General features: G+C 37.4%; 20 protein-coding genes. 12 read left to right on the top strand and 8 right to left on the bottom strand.

Going from position 1 to position 19,216, the window contains the following annotated elements:
* Positions 1-118: 118 nt before the first annotated feature.
* The gene (locus KG732_RS08355; protein WP_213522407.1) at positions 119-289 is read right to left on the bottom strand and encodes a hypothetical protein; all 171 of its coding nucleotides are present in this window, start codon (positions 287-289) and stop codon (positions 119-121) included.
* A 44-nt stretch (positions 290-333) separates the two neighbouring features.
* On the opposite strand from KG732_RS08355, the gene KG732_RS08350 reads away from it, so the two are divergent.
* The 5 genes from KG732_RS08350 to KG732_RS08335 all read left to right on the top strand — a co-directional run bounded on the left by KG732_RS08350 (position 334) and on the right by KG732_RS08335 (position 4,079).
* On the top strand, positions 334-744 hold the full coding sequence (locus KG732_RS08350) for a DUF2452 domain-containing protein (protein ID WP_213522405.1): 411 nt from the start codon (positions 334-336) through the stop codon (positions 742-744).
* Between the two features lie 473 nt (positions 745-1,217).
* On the top strand, positions 1,218-1,346 hold the full coding sequence (locus tag KG732_RS13090) for a hypothetical protein (RefSeq protein WP_292891693.1): 129 nt from the start codon (positions 1,218-1,220) through the stop codon (positions 1,344-1,346).
* A 185-nt stretch (positions 1,347-1,531) separates the two neighbouring features.
* Positions 1,532-2,728, top strand: coding sequence for a PQQ-dependent sugar dehydrogenase (locus KG732_RS08345; RefSeq protein WP_213522403.1), 1,197 nt, complete (start codon positions 1,532-1,534; stop codon positions 2,726-2,728).
* A gap of 11 nt (positions 2,729-2,739) precedes the next feature.
* A complete protein-coding gene (locus tag KG732_RS08340; protein ID WP_213522401.1) occupies positions 2,740-3,030 on the top strand; it encodes a hypothetical protein in 291 nt (96 codons plus the stop codon).
* 614 nt (positions 3,031-3,644) lie between these two features.
* The gene (locus KG732_RS08335) at positions 3,645-4,079 is read left to right on the top strand and encodes a c-type cytochrome (protein WP_213522399.1); all 435 of its coding nucleotides are present in this window, start codon (positions 3,645-3,647) and stop codon (positions 4,077-4,079) included.
* A 272-nt stretch (positions 4,080-4,351) separates the two neighbouring features.
* Here the strand turns inward: KG732_RS08335 and menD are convergent, their stop codons facing one another.
* The 3 genes from menD to KG732_RS08320 form a co-directional block, all read right to left on the bottom strand.
* The gene (menD, locus tag KG732_RS08330; RefSeq protein ID WP_213522397.1) at positions 4,352-6,022 is read right to left on the bottom strand and encodes a 2-succinyl-5-enolpyruvyl-6-hydroxy-3-cyclohexene-1-carboxylic-acid synthase; all 1,671 of its coding nucleotides are present in this window, start codon (positions 6,020-6,022) and stop codon (positions 4,352-4,354) included.
* Positions 6,023-6,782: 760 nt separating this feature from the next.
* Positions 6,783-7,826 (bottom strand): isochorismate synthase, encoded by a 1,044-nt coding sequence (locus KG732_RS08325; RefSeq protein ID WP_213522395.1) that lies wholly within the window; start codon positions 7,824-7,826, stop codon positions 6,783-6,785.
* Positions 7,827-7,856: 30 nt separating this feature from the next.
* Positions 7,857-8,270: a PaaI family thioesterase gene (locus KG732_RS08320; protein WP_213522393.1), complete on the bottom strand. Its 414-nt coding sequence runs from the start codon at positions 8,268-8,270 to the stop codon at positions 7,857-7,859.
* Between the two features lie 194 nt (positions 8,271-8,464).
* Between KG732_RS08320 and KG732_RS08315 the strand changes: the two genes are divergently transcribed.
* Genes KG732_RS08315 through KG732_RS08300 form a run of 4 tightly spaced genes read left to right on the top strand, consistent with a single transcriptional unit; the run spans position 8,465 to position 11,628 of the window.
* Positions 8,465-9,109 carry an alpha/beta hydrolase gene (locus tag KG732_RS08315; protein WP_213522391.1) on the top strand — a complete coding sequence of 215 codons (645 nt, stop codon included), beginning with the start codon at positions 8,465-8,467 and terminating at the stop codon, positions 9,107-9,109.
* Between the two features lie 2 nt (positions 9,110-9,111).
* Positions 9,112-9,690, top strand: coding sequence for an RdgB/HAM1 family non-canonical purine NTP pyrophosphatase (gene rdgB / locus KG732_RS08310; RefSeq protein ID WP_213522389.1), 579 nt, complete (start codon positions 9,112-9,114; stop codon positions 9,688-9,690).
* 48 nt (positions 9,691-9,738) lie between these two features.
* Entirely contained in the window at positions 9,739-10,545 is an 807-nt protein-coding gene (locus KG732_RS08305; RefSeq protein ID WP_213522387.1) for a carboxypeptidase-like regulatory domain-containing protein, read from the top strand.
* A 54-nt stretch (positions 10,546-10,599) separates the two neighbouring features.
* The gene (locus KG732_RS08300) at positions 10,600-11,628 is read left to right on the top strand and encodes a M28 family metallopeptidase (RefSeq protein WP_213522385.1); all 1,029 of its coding nucleotides are present in this window, start codon (positions 10,600-10,602) and stop codon (positions 11,626-11,628) included.
* Positions 11,629-11,786: 158 nt separating this feature from the next.
* On the opposite strand, the gene KG732_RS08295 is transcribed toward KG732_RS08300, so the two are convergent.
* A complete protein-coding gene (locus tag KG732_RS08295; protein ID WP_213522520.1) occupies positions 11,787-13,301 on the bottom strand; it encodes a DEAD/DEAH box helicase in 1,515 nt (504 codons plus the stop codon).
* Positions 13,302-13,466: 165 nt separating this feature from the next.
* On the opposite strand from KG732_RS08295, the gene KG732_RS08290 reads away from it, so the two are divergent.
* Positions 13,467-14,090 (top strand): short-chain dehydrogenase, encoded by a 624-nt coding sequence (locus KG732_RS08290; RefSeq protein WP_292891884.1) that lies wholly within the window; start codon positions 13,467-13,469, stop codon positions 14,088-14,090.
* Positions 14,091-14,498: 408 nt separating this feature from the next.
* On the opposite strand, the gene KG732_RS08285 is transcribed toward KG732_RS08290, so the two are convergent.
* From KG732_RS08285 to KG732_RS08275, 3 genes are all read right to left on the bottom strand, one after another.
* Positions 14,499-15,386 carry an OmpA family protein gene (locus tag KG732_RS08285; protein WP_213522381.1) on the bottom strand — a complete coding sequence of 296 codons (888 nt, stop codon included), beginning with the start codon at positions 15,384-15,386 and terminating at the stop codon, positions 14,499-14,501.
* A 96-nt stretch (positions 15,387-15,482) separates the two neighbouring features.
* Positions 15,483-16,484 carry a glycosyltransferase gene (locus KG732_RS08280; protein WP_213522379.1) on the bottom strand — a complete coding sequence of 334 codons (1,002 nt, stop codon included), beginning with the start codon at positions 16,482-16,484 and terminating at the stop codon, positions 15,483-15,485.
* Entirely contained in the window at positions 16,481-16,927 is a 447-nt protein-coding gene (locus KG732_RS08275; protein WP_213522377.1) for a type I restriction enzyme HsdR N-terminal domain-containing protein, read from the bottom strand. Before KG732_RS08275 ends, KG732_RS08280 begins: the two co-directional genes overlap by 4 nt.
* Positions 16,928-16,960: 33 nt before the next feature.
* Between KG732_RS08275 and holA the strand changes: the two genes are divergently transcribed.
* On the top strand, positions 16,961-17,968 hold the full coding sequence (holA, locus tag KG732_RS08270; protein WP_213522375.1) for a DNA polymerase III subunit delta: 1,008 nt from the start codon (positions 16,961-16,963) through the stop codon (positions 17,966-17,968).
* Positions 17,968-19,044 carry a 1,4-dihydroxy-2-naphthoate octaprenyltransferase gene (menA, locus tag KG732_RS08265; RefSeq protein ID WP_213522373.1) on the top strand — a complete coding sequence of 359 codons (1,077 nt, stop codon included), beginning with the start codon at positions 17,968-17,970 and terminating at the stop codon, positions 19,042-19,044. Before holA ends, menA begins: the two co-directional genes overlap by 1 nt.
* The last annotated feature ends 172 nt before the right edge of the window (positions 19,045-19,216 follow it).

Raw genomic sequence — 19,216 nt, 5'->3', positions numbered from 1 at the left:
TCTAGAAACTTTTATGTACTACTTGAGGCTCAAAGTCTATATAATTGATTGGATTTGTTATCGTAAATTAGTGGTAATAAGATGGTATTTGTTAAGCTTTCGCGAAAGCGAGATCACATCAACTCAAAATTAGTGTTCCTGTTTTTGAAATAGTTATATAGGTATTGAATATTTTAGGTATAGCATTGGTTACCATAACGTTGACATCTAATTCGTGATTTTTAGAACTGAAAAATGATTCCAATCGAACCAGATTGTTCTCCTGTTCTCTTTTGTTTAAGAAAATCATGTTAATCTTCTACAAGAAAAGATATCAAGTTGTAACTTTGCTTCATGAGTCAAAAGAAAAAGCCAGATTACGTAGTTTATGACGAAGAAACAGGCACCTATAATGCCGCACTTCTTCCCTACTCTAGTGGGGTATCGGCTCCTAAAATCACTACTCCAGATATCACCTCATGGAAACAGACCAATATCAATAAGGTCAATCACGAGATCAAATCCCAATTTGACCAACTTAAAGCGCAATACGACGCGATGCTTAAAAAATACGAGGATAACCAGCTTGTATATGGAGCAAAATTCTCTTTTGAACCTATCGTTGGTGCAACCTATCATTTATACCAAGGAACTAAAGATGCACTTCCTTTCCTATCTGTTATATCTCCAGAGGAGTGTTCTTGGGATTTTATTGGTACGTACAGGCTTACATCTGAAAAATTATGGGAAGAAATAGGAACATAAGTGATCGTACAAACGCGACAATCTTTTTGATCTTTCCTCTTTTTTAACAACCTACAGGTTCTTTTCAAATCGCTTTTGTCAGCTTTTTCTAAGTACAGCTAACCTGGTGCAACTGCACTTCTAATCAGGCGAAACCTACAAGAATAATCGTTACATCATGTGTGGCCGACTTAAAAAATACCTCAAAAAACTCCCCTGTATTTGATATTTAGCACCCTTAAGACCATATCATTGAAATGATTCTTTGGAGTAAATTCGATAGAACTATTTACGGGGTGGGCTGTAACAATTCAAGAGAATAATGGTCTTTAAATTGTCATCTCAAAATAAAACACAATGAAAACTTCAATAGGATTTTTAAACGGAAATCAAGAAACCAGCAACAGAACTAGTAACGCCATTACTTTTTCAGATATCTGGAACTCCAGACGTCGTTACAAATAAATTAATTATTTATTCCAAAAATTTAAATCATGAAAACATCCATAAAGATTTTAGACCTGAACTCTGATTTTCCAATGCTTTCTAGAAATCGTTCTACAGATGAGAACCTTCCTTTCAATGAAGACATGGAAGCCACTAGAACATTCTTTTTATGCTAAGAGCACTCGCGTTTTTTCAAACAAGTAGCTAGTTGAATTAGCCTTCTATCCTACTCCATTCCAAAGACACGTTAATTGAATCAGCATCAAAAACAGATAAATCCCTTAGTGAACGCTAAGGGATTTATTATGTTATTATTGTTTTGTGACTGTCAAATATTTACTTTTAAATGAAATAACAGATCATGAAACGATTTCCTCCACTATTACTATTCATTATGCTGTGTGCCAGTTGTAAGAATAGCTCCAATTCTACAGAAGATCTGGCGGTTAATCAGGGATTAGAGGATGCTCCTTCTGCAAACTTTAAAAGTGATCAACAAGTTCCTTCTGTACAAAACATTCCTCTTATAGAAGATCAAAAAGACTATACCTTAACCCCAATTGTAAAGGACCTTACTAATCCATGGGGCATGACTTGGTTGCCTAATGGCGATTTGATCTATACCGAAAAGGAAGGGAAATTGTACCGTTTTGACGGGAAGAAATCACATGAAATATCCGGAGTGCCCGAAGTGTATTTACGAGGTCAAGGTGGCTTACTCGATGTCACAATACATCCGCATTTTATAGAAAACAACCACCTCTATATTTCTTATGCCAGCATGGAAGGTGAAGGTTCGGGTGGAAATACCGCAATTGCAAGAGCCCTTTTAAAACACGATGAGTTGATCGATTTTAAAGTACTCTACAAAGCAACTCCCAATACAAAAAAAGGGCAACATTTTGGCAGTCGATTTGCATGGGACTCTGAAGGATACCTCTATTTTTCTATTGGTGAACGCGGAGAACGAGATATCAACCCACAAGATTTGAAGCGAGATGGTGGTAAAATCTATAGGATACATGACGATGGACGTATTCCAACAGATAATCCTTTTGTAGATGTTCCTGAAGCTAAAACCGCTGCTTTCACTTATGGAAACAGGAATCCGCAGGGGATGACGGTTCACCCAAAGACTGGTGAAATCATCGCTCATGAACACGGCCCTCAAGGTGGTGACGAAATTAACTTTATAAAACCTGGACGCAACTACGGATGGCCAGTCATCAGTTACGGTGAGAATTATGGAGGCGGTGAGTTTGCAGAAAGTACTTCCAAAGTAGGAATGGAACAACCTTTCTATTATTGGGTGCCGAGTATAGCGCCAAGTGGTTTTGCTATTCTTGATAATGCTGCTTACGGAGACTGGAATGGCAACTATTTAGTAGGCTCCTTAAAGTTCCAATACCTAGAAATGCTCTATGTGATGGATCAAGGGGTTATTAAAAGAGAAAAACTAGTCGACGGTTTGGGCCGATTGCGTAACGTGAAAATAGGACCTGACGGCTTGATTTATATTGCTGTGGAAGGCAAAGGGATTTTTAGAATAGATCGGTAGTTGTTGCGTTTATGGAAGGTGGAAGGTGGAATGTGGAATGTGGAATGTGGAATGTGGAAGGTGGAATGTGGAATGTGGAATGTGGAATGTGGAATGTGGAATGTGGAAGGTGGAATGTGGAAGGTGGAATGTGGAATGTGGAATGTGGAATGTGGAATGTGGAATGTGGAATGTGGAATGTGGAATGTGGAATGTGGAATGTGGAATGTGGAATGTGGAATGTGGAATGTGGAATGTGGAATGTGGAATGTGGAATGTGGAATGTGGAATGTGGAATGTGGAATGTGGAATGTGGAAAATAAATTTTTTGAACTGAAAAAGCGGACTTCAGTCCGCTAAATAAAAAAAACGCCCTAAGGCGACAAAATATATTCCCAGGGGCGGAATTCATTCCGCCTTTAAATAAAAGAACGCCCTAAGGCGACAAAATAGATTCCCAGGGGCGGACTTCAGTCCGCTAAATAAAAAAAACGCCCTAAGGCGACAAAATAGATTCCCAGGGGCGGAATTCATTCCGCCTTTAAATAAAAGAACGCCCTAAGGCGACAAAATAGATTCCCAGAGGCGGAATTCATTCCGCTAAATAAAAAGAATGCCCTAAGGCGACAAAATAGATTCCCAGGGGCGGAATTCATTCCGCTAAATAAAAAGAATGCCCTAAGACGACAAAACAGATTCCCAGAGGCGGAATTCATTCCGCCTTGCTATGATGTACCTATAAAATATCGAAAAGTTTCTCCTAGCTATAAATGCTGAGCTTTCTAATTGGATTTGAATTTGAAAGATACCTAAATCATTCGGCCTACTTTTGATGAAATCTTATCGGAATAAAAAACTTATAATAACATCAAATTTTATTCAATTACAAGGATACTTTACCGATTGGTTTGTATTTTTAAGCCACATCAAAGAAATTATGAAATACCTATTCATACTAGCCGCTGCATTTTTTTTTAGCAGTTGTGGCGGTACTAAAAAGAAGGAAGATACAGGAACCTATGCTGCAAATGCGGTACAAAAAACACCATTAGAGCAAAGTGTATCTCGTGGCAAGGAGATCTACGGCGAGCTTTGTGTAACTTGTCACCTACCCAATGGCAAAGGGGTTCCAGGAGCTTTCCCACCACTTCATCCTTCCGACTGGCTAGTCAACAAACGTAAAGAGAGTATTCATGCGGTTAAATATGGGTTAAAAGGTGAAATTCTAGTTAATGGTATGAGTTACAATAATGTCATGTTACCCTTAGGTTTAAGTGATCAAGAAGTAGCCGATGTAATGAATTACACCATTCAAAAGTGGAATACTGGCGCGATGGTTACCGAAGAGGAAGTCAAGGCTGTAAAAAAATAATTTGTTCTGTGAATCCGACGAGCATTTATAACTTCGTTGAATTTTTACAATAAAGATTACGTCGCTTCTCTTTGGACGTAACATTTTCTTTCTGCATATTTTTATGATAGGTGTACCGACTTTATTATTGAGCCACTTTTTACAGCGATTCTTTAGTATAGGTATACCAAACTTTTCTTGGTAGCTACCACATGGGAAATTCCCAGGGAACGTTAGCTGGATGCCCTTCCTTAAATTTTTAAGTTGTATTGCTTTGAAAGTTAAAAAAGCTTTTATTTAAGCACTTTAAAGTAATCTAGTAGAACAGCATCATTGATTTGTCGAGGCGTAAATATTTCTAATAATTGTGGTTGATCATTACTAGAGAACAGCTTTTTACATGCTTTCGCGAAAGCGTTCTGCTTACTAATGCTTTTATAGTTTACACCATGCATCCTACAGAGGTGTTGAGCAGTAAGCTGGTGCTTCGTCTCAAAATAAGTATCAAACACCTTAGTGTCTTTATGGCCAGGCAAAATTCTAAAAATCCCACCACCTGAATTGTTGATGAGAATTATCTTAAAGTTTTTGGGTATGTAGTTATTCCATAAAGCATTGGAATCGTAGAAAAAACTAAGATCCCCTGTAATTAAAACTACGGGTTGATCAATGGCCATCGCTGCTCCTATGGCTGTGCTGGTACTTCCATCGATACCACTAGTACCTCGATTAGAAAAAACGGTATGCGTAGCATTCATCTGGAAGAGTTGCGCATACCTGATCGTGCTGCTATTCCCTAACTGCAAGACAATAGCGTCTGGTAACCTTGAAAATATCAATTCAAATACCTTAAAATCAGACCAAGGCATTTGCGCAAAATAATCTGCTCTCTTGACTAAACACCCATGAAAATGCTGCATCCATCTTTTTTGATACGTACTTTTCATATCAACTTCAGGCAAATGACGCACCCATTTTTGTGGTTTTACTTGGATATGACCTGCTAGTTTAAAAAAGGTGTCATACGCACGGCGTTTTCCTACATGATAATGTGCTTTAGTCTCAAAACGTCTTAAGAATTGTTTGATCTTTTTAGACACAATCATCCCACCTATGGTGATCACAAGATCTGGTTGAAGGTCTTGAATCTGGTCTTCTTCCCTCTCTATTGGAGCGATTAAGGTATCTATACTCCAAATCACTTTTTCATGTACCACATTGCTGCTCACCTCGCTCATTACAAGAACACTAGGGTCACTAGTTAATATATCTAAATCTTCCTTATTCAATACTGGCGGATTTAGCGTTGCTAGTATCACGAGTTTCTTTTTGGCTGTTTTCCATTGGGCAGTAAAGCGATCTGGAATAGCGGTGGATTCGTCCTTTAACAGGTTGATTACCTTGACCTGGAGGGAAGGGGTTTTCACCCTGCTGTATAGGGGCTCTTCAAAAGGTATATTGATATGGACCGGGCCATATTTTGAGATAGCAGTATTAATTGCTTTATTAATCCATCGCTCATTAGTTGCAATTCCTTCTTTGTCCTGTAACGAGGTGATCATCTCTAGCTGCGTATCGTATAAGATATGGTTGGCATATACATGTTGTTGTCTAATGGTCTGTCCATCACCTATATCTATTTTGTGTAGTGGTCGGTCTGCACTGAGTACTATAAGTGGGATTTCTGAATAATAAGCCTCAGCAATTGCCGGGTAATAGTTCAATAAAGCACTACCACTAGTACAAAGTACGGCTACTGGCTTTTGCAATTGCTGGGCCATCCCTAGAGCTACATGGGCTGCACAACGCTCATCAACAATGCTATAACAATTAAAAAAATCGTTTTCTGAAAAGCCTATAGTTAATGGAGCGTTTCTAGAACCTGGCGAAATAACAATATTCCTAATACCTCTTTCTTGAAATAAAAGGATGACTTGTTGAGCATGTAAAATTTCTGGATACATAAGCTACAAAGGTAGTTGCGAAAAACGGTGTAACCAACTTCCTTAACAGCTTCTTACGATACTTCATGAATAAGATACCCGCATGTTATTCAAGACTCTAGACCTGAATGATTTTGGTAAAAATGTAAGGCGCCTTGTGCTTATTGTAATTTGCTAATGTATTGATCCAAAACGCAACATCACGCTACCAAATAAGTCTTATAGACCACTTTATTATCAAGCTTTACAAATTAAGGGTTGGACACTTGGAAGTTAAAAAATCATTTTATTGGCTGGATTCACTCCTTAATAATTAAATAAAAATGACAAAAACCTCCCGTGTAACAATAGATAACAACTATAATTTCTAATCGTTAAAATTTACGATCCTAAAGGTATCGCTTAAAGAACGGAATACTGCAGAAAACAAAGCGGGAGGGGTAACCATCTACTGGACTTTCTAACAATACAGTTAATCTGTGTTGTTTTACTTTGTATAAATTCAATCGAAGATTTTTTTAAAAATCAAACTAGTTTATTTGAAATATTTAGACGATATTTAAATTTCCATAAAAACAGTTCCAACTATGATTCTATTAAAATACCTAATCTTTTATTCGTTTGTAGGATTGTATCAATCTGCTTTATTTATTATGCTTGGTATAAGAAAAGGTTCTTGTTATTTTAAATCATGGAGTGATCATCCTAAGGAGCAGCGCCAAGGAGCAGGATTTAAGACCACATTATTGCGCACTGCTTTTAGAAGTGTCTTATAAGTAATTTATAATACTTTTTTCATTGTAAGTAATTTATTCACGGTCTCCTCGTATTCTGCTTGTGGATTACTTGAAGCAGTAACCCCGCCTCCTACATAAAGGTCGACCTCTTGGTCATAGAGTTGCATGCATCTTAAATTCACAAAATAATTTGCTGTGCATTCATCCACAATACCTAAATATCCAGTATAGAAAGAACGCTCGTAGTTTTCATGCTGCAGAATAAACTTCAATGCTTGATTTCTAGGCATCCCACACACTGCAGGAGTTGGGTGTAAAGCATCTATAAAATTACTGGAATCTTCTGCAGAAACAGAGGCGCTAATATCAGTACGTAAATGTATCAGGTTACCTGCTTGAACCGTGGTTACTTCTGATTTACGAATGTCTTTCGCACCCTTTTTATGGAGGTGATCAATAATAAAGTCTGTGACCAATTCTTGTTCTTGTAGTTCTTTTTTACCCCAATGATGCAGGTGATTTTCTTTATATATGGCTGTTCCTGCTAGTGACATCGTTTGTAGTTTCCCGTCTTTTACGCTTAGCAATACTTCTGGTGTAGCGCCCATCCATTTTCCCACTTGAGGGTGGTAAAAAAAATAACAATTAGCTTCCATATACTGATTTAATAAATTCGAAAGAATTTTTAAATCGGAAGCTTTTTTTAAAAAGCGTTGCTTACGCGAAAGTACCACCTTTTTCAAAGGCGTATCTTTCAACATCGTTACTGCTTTTTCAACCAGTTTTACGTACCGATGTTGCTCCACTTCTTCCATTAAATCGAGCCTATTGATTTCTTGAACTGCTGGCGATTGATTATTATTTATAGTAAAGTATTGATCATCTTCAGCGATAATAAACACCTGATTTTCAGATTTTTGGAATTCAGAAAAAACAGCATAAGTCATATTGTCAGGTGCTGTAGTATACCACTTTTGATCGCGTTGTGAAACAACTCGCACGCGATGGGTGTTGGCAGTTCTTAGTAATAAGAATGGCAGTTGTTTTTCCAGTAAATCAGCCAGGTATGGGAATAAATTTTCGCGCAAGCGGTAAAGAAATAAAGGTTAAAAATTCTGTTATTTTCTCAAAGCTATAGTCGTCAATTTACAGATAGAAATAAGCTTGTCTTCTTCATCTGTAATTCTGATTTCCCAAAGCTGAGTTGTTCTGCCTTTGTGCAAGAAACGAGCTGTCGCAAATACGTGGCCATCCTTTTTAGACCGGGTGTGGTTGGCACTAATCTCTAGACCGCGAACGGTAAAATGATCAGTATCTAAGAACAAATAACTTGCAGCACTTCCAACCGACTCTGCTAACGCTACACTAGCACCTCCGTGCAGCACGCCATCTGGTTGATGCACTTTTGAAGTAACCGGCATTCGAGCAGTTAGAAAATCATCTCCTACGTCTACAAAATCAATATTTAGGGTTTCCATTAGCGTATTGCGACTTATAGCATTACAACGCTGTAGTATCTTTTCTTTGTCCATATCTTTACCAAAAATAAGCCATCCTAAAAGAATACGTATTTATTGTTTGAATTTCCTGAAAAATAAAAGGTCTACAAGTACCGTTTTTTAGCACTAATAGAAAACAAAGTATCGTATAAGCTGAGGTTTCTTTAGATATCGGCATCAAAAGCAAACATCTCAATTTTATCAATTTAAAAATAAATGGCAGCATAATGGTAAAAACAGTTTCCTATACGCATACTAATTCCTATGAGACTCTTTTTGAACTCACAGAAAAGACAAAAAATATCTGGATTTGCTTTCATGGCTTAGGATATTTAGCTGCGTATTTCAAGCGCTATTTGGAAGGTCTTCATGCTCAAGACAATTTTGTAATCGTGCTTCAAGCACCGTCAAAATCGTATATAGGATCTGATTTTAAACACGTAGGTGCTTGCTGGTTAACTAGGGTTGATACCGCTCGAGAAATGAACAATAACTTGGAGTACATCCACGGGGTGCTAGCCGCTGAAAACCTCGTAGGAGATCCACGTATAGTTCTTTTTGGTTACTCGCAAGGCGTATCTATTGCTATGCGCTTTTTAAAGAGTTACCTCCAGCCAGTCAAAGCACTCCTATTGCACAGCGGCAGTATTCCTGAAGAGCTAACATCAGAGGATGGTGCACATTTTAAAAAGTATTGTTCTAGGTTCATACACATCGCTGGAACAAACGATGAATATTCTACCGGTACTATTACAAAAAGAGAAAAAGAAAAAATAGAACTCCTTTTTGGAACAGATTGTGAGTTGTATCGACCTAAAATAAAACACGTAGTTCACGTCCCGCTTATTAAAAAAATCGCTAAAACTTTGTAATTATGGAGCTTATTTTTGCCACACACAATCAGAATAAATTATTAGAAGTACAGGCTTTGATGCCTTCTCACATCACATTAATAAGCCTCCAAGATTTGGGTTTTGAAGAAGACATACCAGAAACTTCTGGCACCATTGCAGGAAACGCCATTCAAAAAGTAGCGTATTTAAAAAAATACTATGACCTGCCCATTTTTGCAGATGACACAGGACTTCTAGTAGATGCATTAGGTGGAGAACCAGGAGTTTATAGTGCTAGATACGCTGGTGAAGGCAAGAATAGCGAGGACAACATGAATTTATTGTTAGAAAAGTTAACAGACAATAACCATAGAGACGCGAGATTTGTTACTGCTATTGCCTTAGATTTGAACCATAAACAGACATTGTTTGAAGGCATTTGTGAAGGAAGCATTTTAAAAGAGAAAAAAGGAAGTCAAGGCTTCGGGTACGATCCAATATTCCAACCGAAAGGTTTTCACCAATCCTTTGCCGAAATGTCACAAACCGAAAAAGGTGCGATAAGCCATAGAGCTAAGGCTTTGTTCCAGCTTATTGCCTATTTGAGAGATGTTAATTAAATGATAAAAGCCTATTAAATAAGTGCTTTAGTTTATTTTTATAATTCTATGAAATTACATTACTACATTGCGTTGTTATTATTTTCTTTGTCCCTTACGCTGGGTAAGGCTCAAGATAAAAATCAAAAACCCGCAGAGGCGATTAGCAGCGTTGTCAATGGAAAAGTCCTCAACGCCAAAGACAATTCCATCCTAGAGAATGTTAATATTGTAAACCTCAATCAAATCAAAGGAACCTCAACCACTAAAGAGGGACTTTTTAAAATTGCTGCCAAAGTTAACGATACTCTTTATTTATCTTATTTAGGGTTTGAAACCATCAACGTAAGAGTTACAGAAGACTGGCTCAAATTTGGTAATGTCACCATCTCCATGACTGAAAAAGGAATTGCTTTAGACGAAGTTACTGTTACCGAGACCTCCTTGACCGGATTTCTTGAAATAGATGCTAAACGCGCTCCTATCTACGCGACGAGAAGGTACAAAATAAGTGGGTTGCCAAAAGGTTATGAAGCTGGTGACAGCGAGCCAGGTGCAATAACGCAAGTACTAGAAAGTGTTTTTAATCCGGCAGATTTCTTATATAATACTTTTGGAAAAAAGGGGCAATCCATGCGTAAATTACGTCAGGTCAAAGAACAAGACGAAATTAGAACTTTATTACAAAGCAAATACGACCGAGAAACACTAATGAACTTGCTGCAATTGGACAAAGTAGATATAGATGCTATTTTAAGAAATTGTCAGTACTCTAAGCAGTTTATTGAAACCGCAAACGATTTGCAGATTCTAGATGCCATAAGTGAATGCTACGAAGAATATAAAGTATTAAAGACCTCGAAAGACAAAAATTAAAAATAACCTCAATAAAAACAATCCGTGAATTTTAAATACATCATAATCAGCATTATGTCAATCAGCCTATTTATAGGATGTAAAGGCATAAAAACTAAAGACATTAAGCCGAGTACAAGTGCTTCTGTAACGGGCCCTAGTAAATCAGTACTCGATTATTCTCAAGTAGAGGTCATGGATTATGCCAATACCATTACCGTAGAAGAATTAAAGGAACAACTGTATTACTACGCCAGTGATGAAATGGAGGGACGTTATACGGGTAGTCCAGGACAGAAAAGAGCCGTAAATTATTTAAGAGATCAATACAAGAAAATGGGGGTTGCAGGAGGTGCTCCTTATGGTGCTTATTTTCAAGTAGTGCCTGGAAAGGCTTTTGGAAAGCCAGAACTTTCTTCTGAAAATGTATTGGCTTTTATAGAAGGTAGAGAATTTCCAGATGAAGTATTGGTGATTTCTGCCCACCTTGATCACGTCGGAATGGAAGATGGTCAAGTGTTTAATGGAGCTGATGATGATGGTAGTGGTACGATAGCCCTCCTGGAACTAGCAGAAGCATTTAAGCAAGCGGTCAATGACGGCTATGGACCTAGAAGGTCGATACTTTTTTTACATGTTACTGGAGAAGAAATAGGTCTTAAGGGAAGTGCTTTTTATGCTGATAACCCTGTTTATTCAATGGAACATACGATTGCTGATCTTAATATTGATATGATAGGCCGCATAGATCCTGACCAAAAAGATGACCCAAACTATATTTATTTGATCGGTAGTGATATGCTTTCTCAAGACTTACATGATATCTCTGAAGCAGCAAATAAAAAATCTGTGAATCTAAGATTGGACTATACTTATAATGGTAAAAATGACCCCAACCGTTTTTACTATCGAAGCGATCATTACAATTTTGCTAAAAATAATGTTCCTGTAATATTCTATTTCAACGGAGTTCATGAAGATTATCACAAAGCTACAGACACGCCTGACAAAATTGAATACGAGTTGTACCAAAAAAGAATAAAATTAATATTCGTAACTGCATGGGATGTCGCAAATGCAGACCAACGTCCAGCACTTAACTAATCCATTCTATTTATACCATATTAAAAAAGCGCTTCCTTCAGGGAAGCGCTTTTTACTAGTCCTTTTAATGAAGAATGAAGGGGCAGAAAACCTATACAACTTGTCAGTATTGATGGATCAGGGTCTCGCTTTCGCGAAAGCACGCAACAATGAGGTTGTTATGCATCTGTCTCTATCCCTGCAAACTCTTGTTGTATCGCCATTCTTAAGCGGCGGTAATAATCCTCTTCCAACCAGTCTTTATAATTATTAGTGTTATTAATAATGCAGTAAGCATATCTTCGTATTCGGTCTTTAATATCTTCCTTAAGCAATTTTGCTAGAATACGTGCGTCAAAAACATCTTCACTATTTTCGATACACCATTGTACGTGCTGTGCGATGGATTCGTCAAGTACATCCTTGGACTTTCTGTTTTCTTTGGTAATGCGTTTATACGCTCCTTTGATATCAAAGGTAAAATCTTTGGTATTGGGAAACTCGGCTTTGATGGCTTCCGGCATTTTGTAAACAAAGTTGCGTTCTATCTCTTCATCTGAAACAATATTTTCTACATAGAAATCTGGAGACCTAAATACTTGCTGCCAATCTATAGGTTCATTCCATAAACCGAAACGAGCCACGTTATTACCTAAATCTATAATTTGGAATTCCTTTTTATTTTCAAGAATACGAGAGCCACGACCTATCATTTGATAATAAAGAGTGAGGGATTTGGTTGCTCTATTTAAAATAATGCATTCCACACTAGGCTCATCAAAACCAGTAGTTAGAATACTAACAGAAGTAAGAACGGCATCTGGCTTATCCCTAAACCATCTCAGGATCTCTTTACGCTCTTCTTTGGTATTAGTATTATCCAAGTGCTTTACCTCTATTCCGGCACGTCTAAAGGTTTCTTCTACCTCAATACTGGTTCTGATACCATTATTGAAGATTAAGGTTTTTTTACCCTTTGCTACTTCATTGTACGACTGTACTAGCTTATCCTGCATGGTTACTGCTGTGTAGAGTTTCTCACTACTTTTGACGGTATAGTCTCCATTCATTCCTATAGTAAGTCCACTTAGGCCTACATCGTAAGTATGCGTAACAGCTTGAGCAAGAAATCCTTGTTCTACCAGTGAAGTGATGCTATTACCCACTATTAGTTCTTTATAGTTGTCCTTCATAGGCAACTTAAAGTTAGAACTCAATGGTGTCGCTGTCACCCCTAACATAAAACAGTGATCAAAGTATTTAAATAACTTTCTAAAACTGTTGTAGTGAGCTTCATCAATAATGACCAGACCTATATCGTCCAATTTCAATTTATCGTCTTGAATACGGTTGTTTAAGGTTTCTACCATAGCTACAAAACAATCGTATTCTTTTTGATCGTCAAGTTCTTTTACTTTAGAATTAATGACCTTATTTTTTACATTAAAACCGTTAAGCATTTTAGAAGTTTGCTTACAGAGTTCAATACGGTGGGTTAATATCACCACCTTTTTGCCGGTTTCTCTAATGTACCGGCGCACCATTTCAGAAAAAATAACTGTTTTACCACCACCAGTAGGCAATTGATACAACAAATTATAATCATCTGGTTGATTTTTTATACGTTCAAAAACCGCTTCCAGATCGCGTTCTTGGTAATCGTATAGGGATTTAATTTCAGTAGGAATTTTCATCGACATTGCTCTGGATTTTCATTTTTGAGATTTGCAAAAATAGGCCTTTTCTAAAGGTATTAAAGGTTGTGTAGTGTTAAGAATCTAATATAATTTTTATTGATAAGAATTTAACGCTCTAAAATGCGTTTAAATGGTAATTTTACGTTTTTAACAATAACTAAATTGGAACAGTCCACTACACAAAAAAAAACTAGGTTCAGACCTGATCGTGCTCACAGATACTACAAGCTTACAGGATTTTACAGTTTTGTAACTAGTAGCATCAAGAAATCTATGCCCCCAGTATTAGTTGTTGTTGGTATTCTAATTGTTATTCACTTTGCTTTGGATGGTGGATTAATGGGGCTTCTGGAACTTGCAGTTGAAGAATTACCGGACTACGGCGTTCTTGCTTTTTTCTATGTGTCAGAAACCCTATTGGGATTGATTCCCCCAGAGTTATTTATCGCTTGGGCGGGAGAAACCAGTACTCCTATTTTAAATTTATTTCTTATCGCCTTATTTTCTTATTTAGGAGGCTTTACTTCTTACTCCATAGGTAAAAGAGCCTTAAGGATTCCCAGTTTACACAATTATCTGGAAGTCAAAATGGCCAAACAACTGGTAATGGCTAGAAAATGGGGTGGGGTACTTATAGCGGTTGGCGCTTTACTTCCCTTACCTTTTTCTATGGCGAGTCTAGTAGCAGGAATGTTGCGTTTCCCGGTAAAGCAATGGATTCTAATTGGCTTATTGCGTTTTGTGCGTTTTGCTATATACGGAGCTGCTATTTTTTCTTTAGTATAGAGAAGTTAATGAGAAGATATGAACTGTTTTCTAACCATGTATAGCTGTAATTGAATATTTGGGTAGTCTAAGGGTACACTGATCGATTATAACTGCTTAATCGTGCTGATTTAGCTTTGAATTTAAGGTGATTCTTCTGCTTCCTTGTACTTTTTCTACTTTTGGTCCAATCGCAGCATTCTATAGCATTGGGATTGCAAGTCTGAGGTAAAGAAGGAAGAAGGAAGCACCAATAATGACGTGCAACTACAGCGTCCACGACGAAGAGTTTATGGAAGATCATGTAGCTTTAATCAAAGCAACATTCTAGTCGCTTAGATCGCATGCTTCAAAACCCATTTGAGTACATACTGCTTACAAAAAAAGCACCTGCTTACGCAGGTGCTTTATAGTTCAAGTGGGAACTGCTTAGTTCTTATTTAGTTCCGTTTCTTTCTTTGCATTTTCTTTTGCTTGTTCCATTCCTTTTTCTACCATATCAAAGAATTGGTCTAACTTCGGAAGTACCACGATTCTGGTACGTCTATTTTTAGAACGACCTTCGGCAGTATCATTACTAGCAACTGGCATATAATACGATCTTCCAGCAGCAGTCATGCGTTTAGGGGCAACTTTAAAGTCTTCTTGTAACACTCTGGTAACAGCAGTTGCGCGAGCTGTACTTAAAGCCCAGTTATCTGCAAATTTTGCTGAAGAGATAGGTTGGTCATCTGTATGGCCTTCTACCATGATTTCGATTTCTGGCTTGTCATTTACTACTTTGGCTACTTTACCTAAAACAGCAATAGCTTTATCATTAATTTTATCACTACCACTAGCAAATAATAACTTATCAGAAATAGAGATATATACCACTCCTTTTTCTACGTTAACGCTTATATCTTCATCTTGCAAATTACCTAAAGAACTTTTTAAACTAGTCACTAAAGCTAGTGTTACACTGTCCTTTTTGGTGATCGCATCGTTTAAAGACCTGATTTGCATATCTTTTTCTTTCAGACTTTCTAGAGAACGCTCTAAATTTCTACTACCCGTAGTAGATAGCGTTACTAGATCCCCTTGATTACTTAAAAGTGCGTTATTAGAATTTTTAAGGGTTTCAATTTGTTCTTTAAATCCTTCAATTCGGGCATTTGCTGCTCTTTCATCTGAAAGACAAGCATTTAATTTTACTGTTGCAGTATCTAATAGTTCTTTAGTTTCTTTTTGTTTTGCAAGCGCTGCTTCAAGATCTTTTTTGGATGCACAGGAAACGATAAGTCCCCCTGCGAGCAATATTAAAAATAGGTTCTTCATTTTATAATTGTTGTTTAGTTTGTTAAATAACAACTCAAAATTAGCAATATCCTACAAGAAGACATGATCATTAACAAGGATTTAAGTTATTACAGGTTATTTTTGATAGGTCTTCTTTCCTTTTACAAAGTATTGATAGACGATACTTAAATTAGTGTTCCCAAATGTTAGAGTATGCTCAAATGCTCTTATTCTTTTTCTTTTCTTTAATAGCGATCCTAGCTGACTATAAAAATAAAAATGCGCCTTCAGTACTGCCAAAAAATGAGCAAACTTCAGTTCGCTAAGGAATTTTAGTGCTGCTATACCATCCATAAGCATTCTCATCGTCAAAACTCCTATCCATAAACTGGAGTGATCGTTTTTGACTATATTATACAGACAATTTCTAAAATTATAAAAAGACTTACTCGGGTGCAATGTATTTAAAGTACCTCCTCCCAGATGATATACAATTGATTGTGGCTCGTAACTAATTACAAAACCTGCATGCCTCAACCTCCAGCATAAATCAACTTCTTCTTGATGAGCAAAATAGTCTTCATCCAGCCTACCAACATTTAAATAAGCGCTTTTCCTTAGAAACAAACAGGCACCACTCGCCCAGTCTAAGTCAATTACATCGTCGTACTGCCCACTATCTTTTTCTATGGTGTCAAAAAGACGACCTCTACAATACGGGTAGGCATAACGGTCTATAAATCCGCCAGCAGCACCGGCGTATTCAAAAAACGCTTTCTTTTTATCATCGCGAATTTTAGGCTGGCATGCAGCAAGTTTTGAATCGGTTACAAATCTCGAGACGATTACATCACACCAGCCAGAAGTAACCGCAACATCGCTGTTGAGTAAACAAACCACCTCTTCCGATATGCTTTCTAGAGCTGTATTATACCCACCTGCATACCCCCTATTTTCTTCCATAGCAATAATCTTCACCTCTGGATAATGAGTTGTTGTCCATTCTATCGAATCGTCAGTAGAGGCGTTGTCTGCCAGATAAATTACATGTTCTTTACTGTGTTCCACCACGCTAGATAGATAGGTTTTGAGCAACTCTATTCCATTCCAATTTAATATGACAATTCCTATTTTCATAACACGTATTCAGGTAGGTCTGGGATAAAATGGTAGGTTTGGTTTTCATAATCCATGGTACAAAAATAATGCTCCATACCGTTAGTAAGCATTAAATAATCAGCTTTTAAAGATAAATTATACCTGGCTATTTGATCAAAAACCGACTGATCAATCTTAATGCTAGGCGCTTTACACTCTACTACTAAATGTATAGAGCCATCGGTGTTACAACTAATAATGTCATATCGTTTAGTTGTTCCTGCAATGATCAATTGTTTTTCTATGTTGATGAGGTGTTGCGGGATCCGCTTTCGCGAAAGCAAAAACAAAACAACATGTTGCCGCACCCATTCTTCTGGTGTCAAAATGACAAACTTTTTCCTGATTTGGTCAAAGATAGCACGTCCTTTTTCAGTACTTTTGACTCTGAAATTTCCAGTTGGTAGTCGCAATGGCTTCATAGCACAATAATACAAAAACAACAACAGCTCTCGATGAGTGATGTCACAAACATTTTAGCTTCCTTAAAGCAAAGAAAATACGCCCCCGTATACTTTTTATGCGGCAGCGAGCCTTATTTTATAGATCAAGTTAGTGATTATATAGAAGATAACGTTCTTGATGAAGGTGAGAAAGGCTTTAATCAAATGGTTATTTACGGCAAAGAAACCAGCATGGAAGAAGTACTGGAAAATGCCAAACGCTATCCCATGATGTCAGAGTACCAGGTCATTATCGTAAAGGAAGCACAGCATCTAGTGAAGCAATTAGCGCTACTAGAAAGCTATATCGAGCAACCTCAACCCACCACGATTCTTGTATTTGCTTACAAATACAAAACGCCTGATGGCCGCAGCAAAATTACTAAACTATTAAAAAAACATTCGGTTTACATGGAAAGCAAGCCTCTTTATGAGAATAAGATTCCTGCTTTTGTCACTGGCCGTTTCCAAGAAATGGGATATCAAATCCATCCTAATGCCACCCGAATGCTGGTTGAATTTCTAGGAACTGATCTGAGTAAAATCAATAACGAACTTTCTAAATTAGCTTTAGTACACCCCAAAGAACACCCTATTACTCCTCAAGTCATCGAGGACAATATAGGGATCTCTAAGGATTACAATAATTTTGAGCTGCGCAAAGCGTTAGGGGCAAGAGATGTGGTAAAGGTGCATAAAATCATCAACTATTTTACAGAGAACCCTAAGGAAAACCCGTTGGTACTAACAACAGCTCAATTATTTAGCTTTTTCACTCAATTATTAAAAGTACACACCTTAAAGGACATGAATCCGCAAGCAGTGGCAAAAGCTGCTGGGGTGAATCCGTTTTTTGTTCAAGAAATTATTACAGCTGCAAAAAACTACCCGATGAAATACTGCAGTCGCGCTATTCAAGTGATTAGAGATATGGATGTCAAATCAAAAGGTGTAGGAACGCATCAAGCAACGCATGCTGATCTTTTAAAAGAAGCCATGGTAAATATCATGTCTAAGTAATGGCAGAAGCAAGTAAATTAAAAGCCTGGATCAGTGCTGCAAGATTAAGAACACTACCGTTGAGTATTAGTGGGATTTTGGCGGGAAGTGCTTACGCATATTGGGGTTTATATCAAGGAACATTAGCTAAGTCTATCTTAGAAAACATACAAAAAGAAAAAGGTTATCACCAGCTGTCAAATAATTTGCGAAATGAACTTTCAGAGGTTCTTGACGTATATCTAATTGATTTTAATTACTTTATTCCAATCCTTGCATTAATTACAACTCTGGGATTCCAAATCCTTTCGAACTTTGCTAACGATTATGGTGATGGAGTAAAAGGAACGGATAATGAAGATCGCATAGGCCCCATGCGGGCGATTCAAAGTGGTATCATCAGTCCTCAAGAAATGAAACGTGGCATGGTCATCACGGCAATACTTACTCTAATCAGTGCAGTGCTCCTTATATATGTAAGTCTAGGAATGGACCGTTTATTGATTTCCTTATTCTTTTTAGCATTGGGTATCGCGGCCATCTGGGCAGCGATTAACTATACCGTAGGGGATAATGCTTATGGTTATCGCGGACTAGGTGATGTTTTTGTTTTTGTCTTTTTTGGTCCAGTTAGTGTCATGGGGAGCTATTATTTAATTACCAAAACCAGCAATTGGGAAATGATTTTTCCTTCGATCACCATAGGCTTATTGAGTGTTGCCGTTCTCAACCTGAACAATATGCGAGATATGGAAAGTGATAAAAAGGCTGGAAAGAATACCATAGTCGTAAAGCTGGGACTTGCTAAGGCTAAGTGGTTGCATTACGCAATGATTTTAATTGCTTTTTTAAGTGCCCTAAGAATTACTGGAAACCTTCAGCATGCTCAGCTTGTTCTCTTTAAAATAAGCAGCATAAAGGAGCTCAATTACATAGCTTTTCTTCCGCTACTCGCCTTCATTCCTTTAATTATGCATGTATTTAAAGTCAAAAAAACAAGTGCTCCTGCCCTACTGGATCCTGAGCTAAAAAAGGTAGCATTATCTACCTTTCTTTTTGCGGTGCTCTGTGTGATTAGTATTTGGATGTTATCTTGACATTCAACTGTTGTTGATGGTGCTCCCTTTTTATAGGGCTTTCTCTTTTAAAAGCAGGAATATTTTCAAACACTATACATGCGTTACATGCGGCATTATAGATCCTTTTCAGGAAATAAAATTGCGTTAATTTAAACTTCAAAACTTGTAGTTATTAAGATTATGATGTATA

The sequence above is a fragment of the Nonlabens sp. genome (assembly GCF_018401815.1).
GTDB lineage: Bacteria > Bacteroidota > Bacteroidia > Flavobacteriales > Flavobacteriaceae > Nonlabens.
The sequence above is the reverse complement of the archived record's forward strand: the minus strand, read 5'-3'. Positions and strand labels throughout refer to the sequence as shown.

Excerpts from the sequence above, each read along its gene's own strand:
- KG732_RS08355 (WP_213522407.1), bottom strand. The coding sequence starts at position 289 with ATGATTTTCTTAAACAAAAGAGAACAGGAGAACAATCTGGTTCGATTG.
- KG732_RS08350 (WP_213522405.1), top strand. The coding sequence starts at position 334 with ATGAGTCAAAAGAAAAAGCCAGATTACGTAGTTTATGACGAAGAAACA.
- KG732_RS13090 (WP_292891693.1), top strand. The coding sequence starts at position 1,218 with ATGAAAACATCCATAAAGATTTTAGACCTGAACTCTGATTTTCCAATG.
- KG732_RS08345 (WP_213522403.1), top strand. The coding sequence starts at position 1,532 with ATGAAACGATTTCCTCCACTATTACTATTCATTATGCTGTGTGCCAGT.
- KG732_RS08340 (WP_213522401.1), top strand. The coding sequence starts at position 2,740 with ATGGAAGGTGGAAGGTGGAATGTGGAATGTGGAATGTGGAATGTGGAA.
- KG732_RS08335 (WP_213522399.1), top strand. The coding sequence starts at position 3,645 with ATGAAATACCTATTCATACTAGCCGCTGCATTTTTTTTTAGCAGTTGT.
- menD (WP_213522397.1), bottom strand. The coding sequence starts at position 6,022 with ATGTATCCAGAAATTTTACATGCTCAACAAGTCATCCTTTTATTTCAA.
- KG732_RS08320 (WP_213522393.1), bottom strand. The coding sequence starts at position 8,270 with ATGGACAAAGAAAAGATACTACAGCGTTGTAATGCTATAAGTCGCAAT.
- KG732_RS08315 (WP_213522391.1), top strand. The coding sequence starts at position 8,465 with ATGGTAAAAACAGTTTCCTATACGCATACTAATTCCTATGAGACTCTT.
- rdgB (WP_213522389.1), top strand. The coding sequence starts at position 9,112 with ATGGAGCTTATTTTTGCCACACACAATCAGAATAAATTATTAGAAGTA.
- KG732_RS08305 (WP_213522387.1), top strand. The coding sequence starts at position 9,739 with ATGAAATTACATTACTACATTGCGTTGTTATTATTTTCTTTGTCCCTT.
- KG732_RS08300 (WP_213522385.1), top strand. The coding sequence starts at position 10,600 with ATGTCAATCAGCCTATTTATAGGATGTAAAGGCATAAAAACTAAAGAC.
- KG732_RS08295 (WP_213522520.1), bottom strand. The coding sequence starts at position 13,301 with ATGAAAATTCCTACTGAAATTAAATCCCTATACGATTACCAAGAACGC.
- KG732_RS08285 (WP_213522381.1), bottom strand. The coding sequence starts at position 15,386 with ATGAAGAACCTATTTTTAATATTGCTCGCAGGGGGACTTATCGTTTCC.
- KG732_RS08280 (WP_213522379.1), bottom strand. The coding sequence starts at position 16,484 with ATGAAAATAGGAATTGTCATATTAAATTGGAATGGAATAGAGTTGCTC.
- KG732_RS08275 (WP_213522377.1), bottom strand. The coding sequence starts at position 16,927 with ATGAAGCCATTGCGACTACCAACTGGAAATTTCAGAGTCAAAAGTACT.
- holA (WP_213522375.1), top strand. The coding sequence starts at position 16,961 with ATGAGTGATGTCACAAACATTTTAGCTTCCTTAAAGCAAAGAAAATAC.
- menA (WP_213522373.1), top strand. The coding sequence starts at position 17,968 with ATGGCAGAAGCAAGTAAATTAAAAGCCTGGATCAGTGCTGCAAGATTA.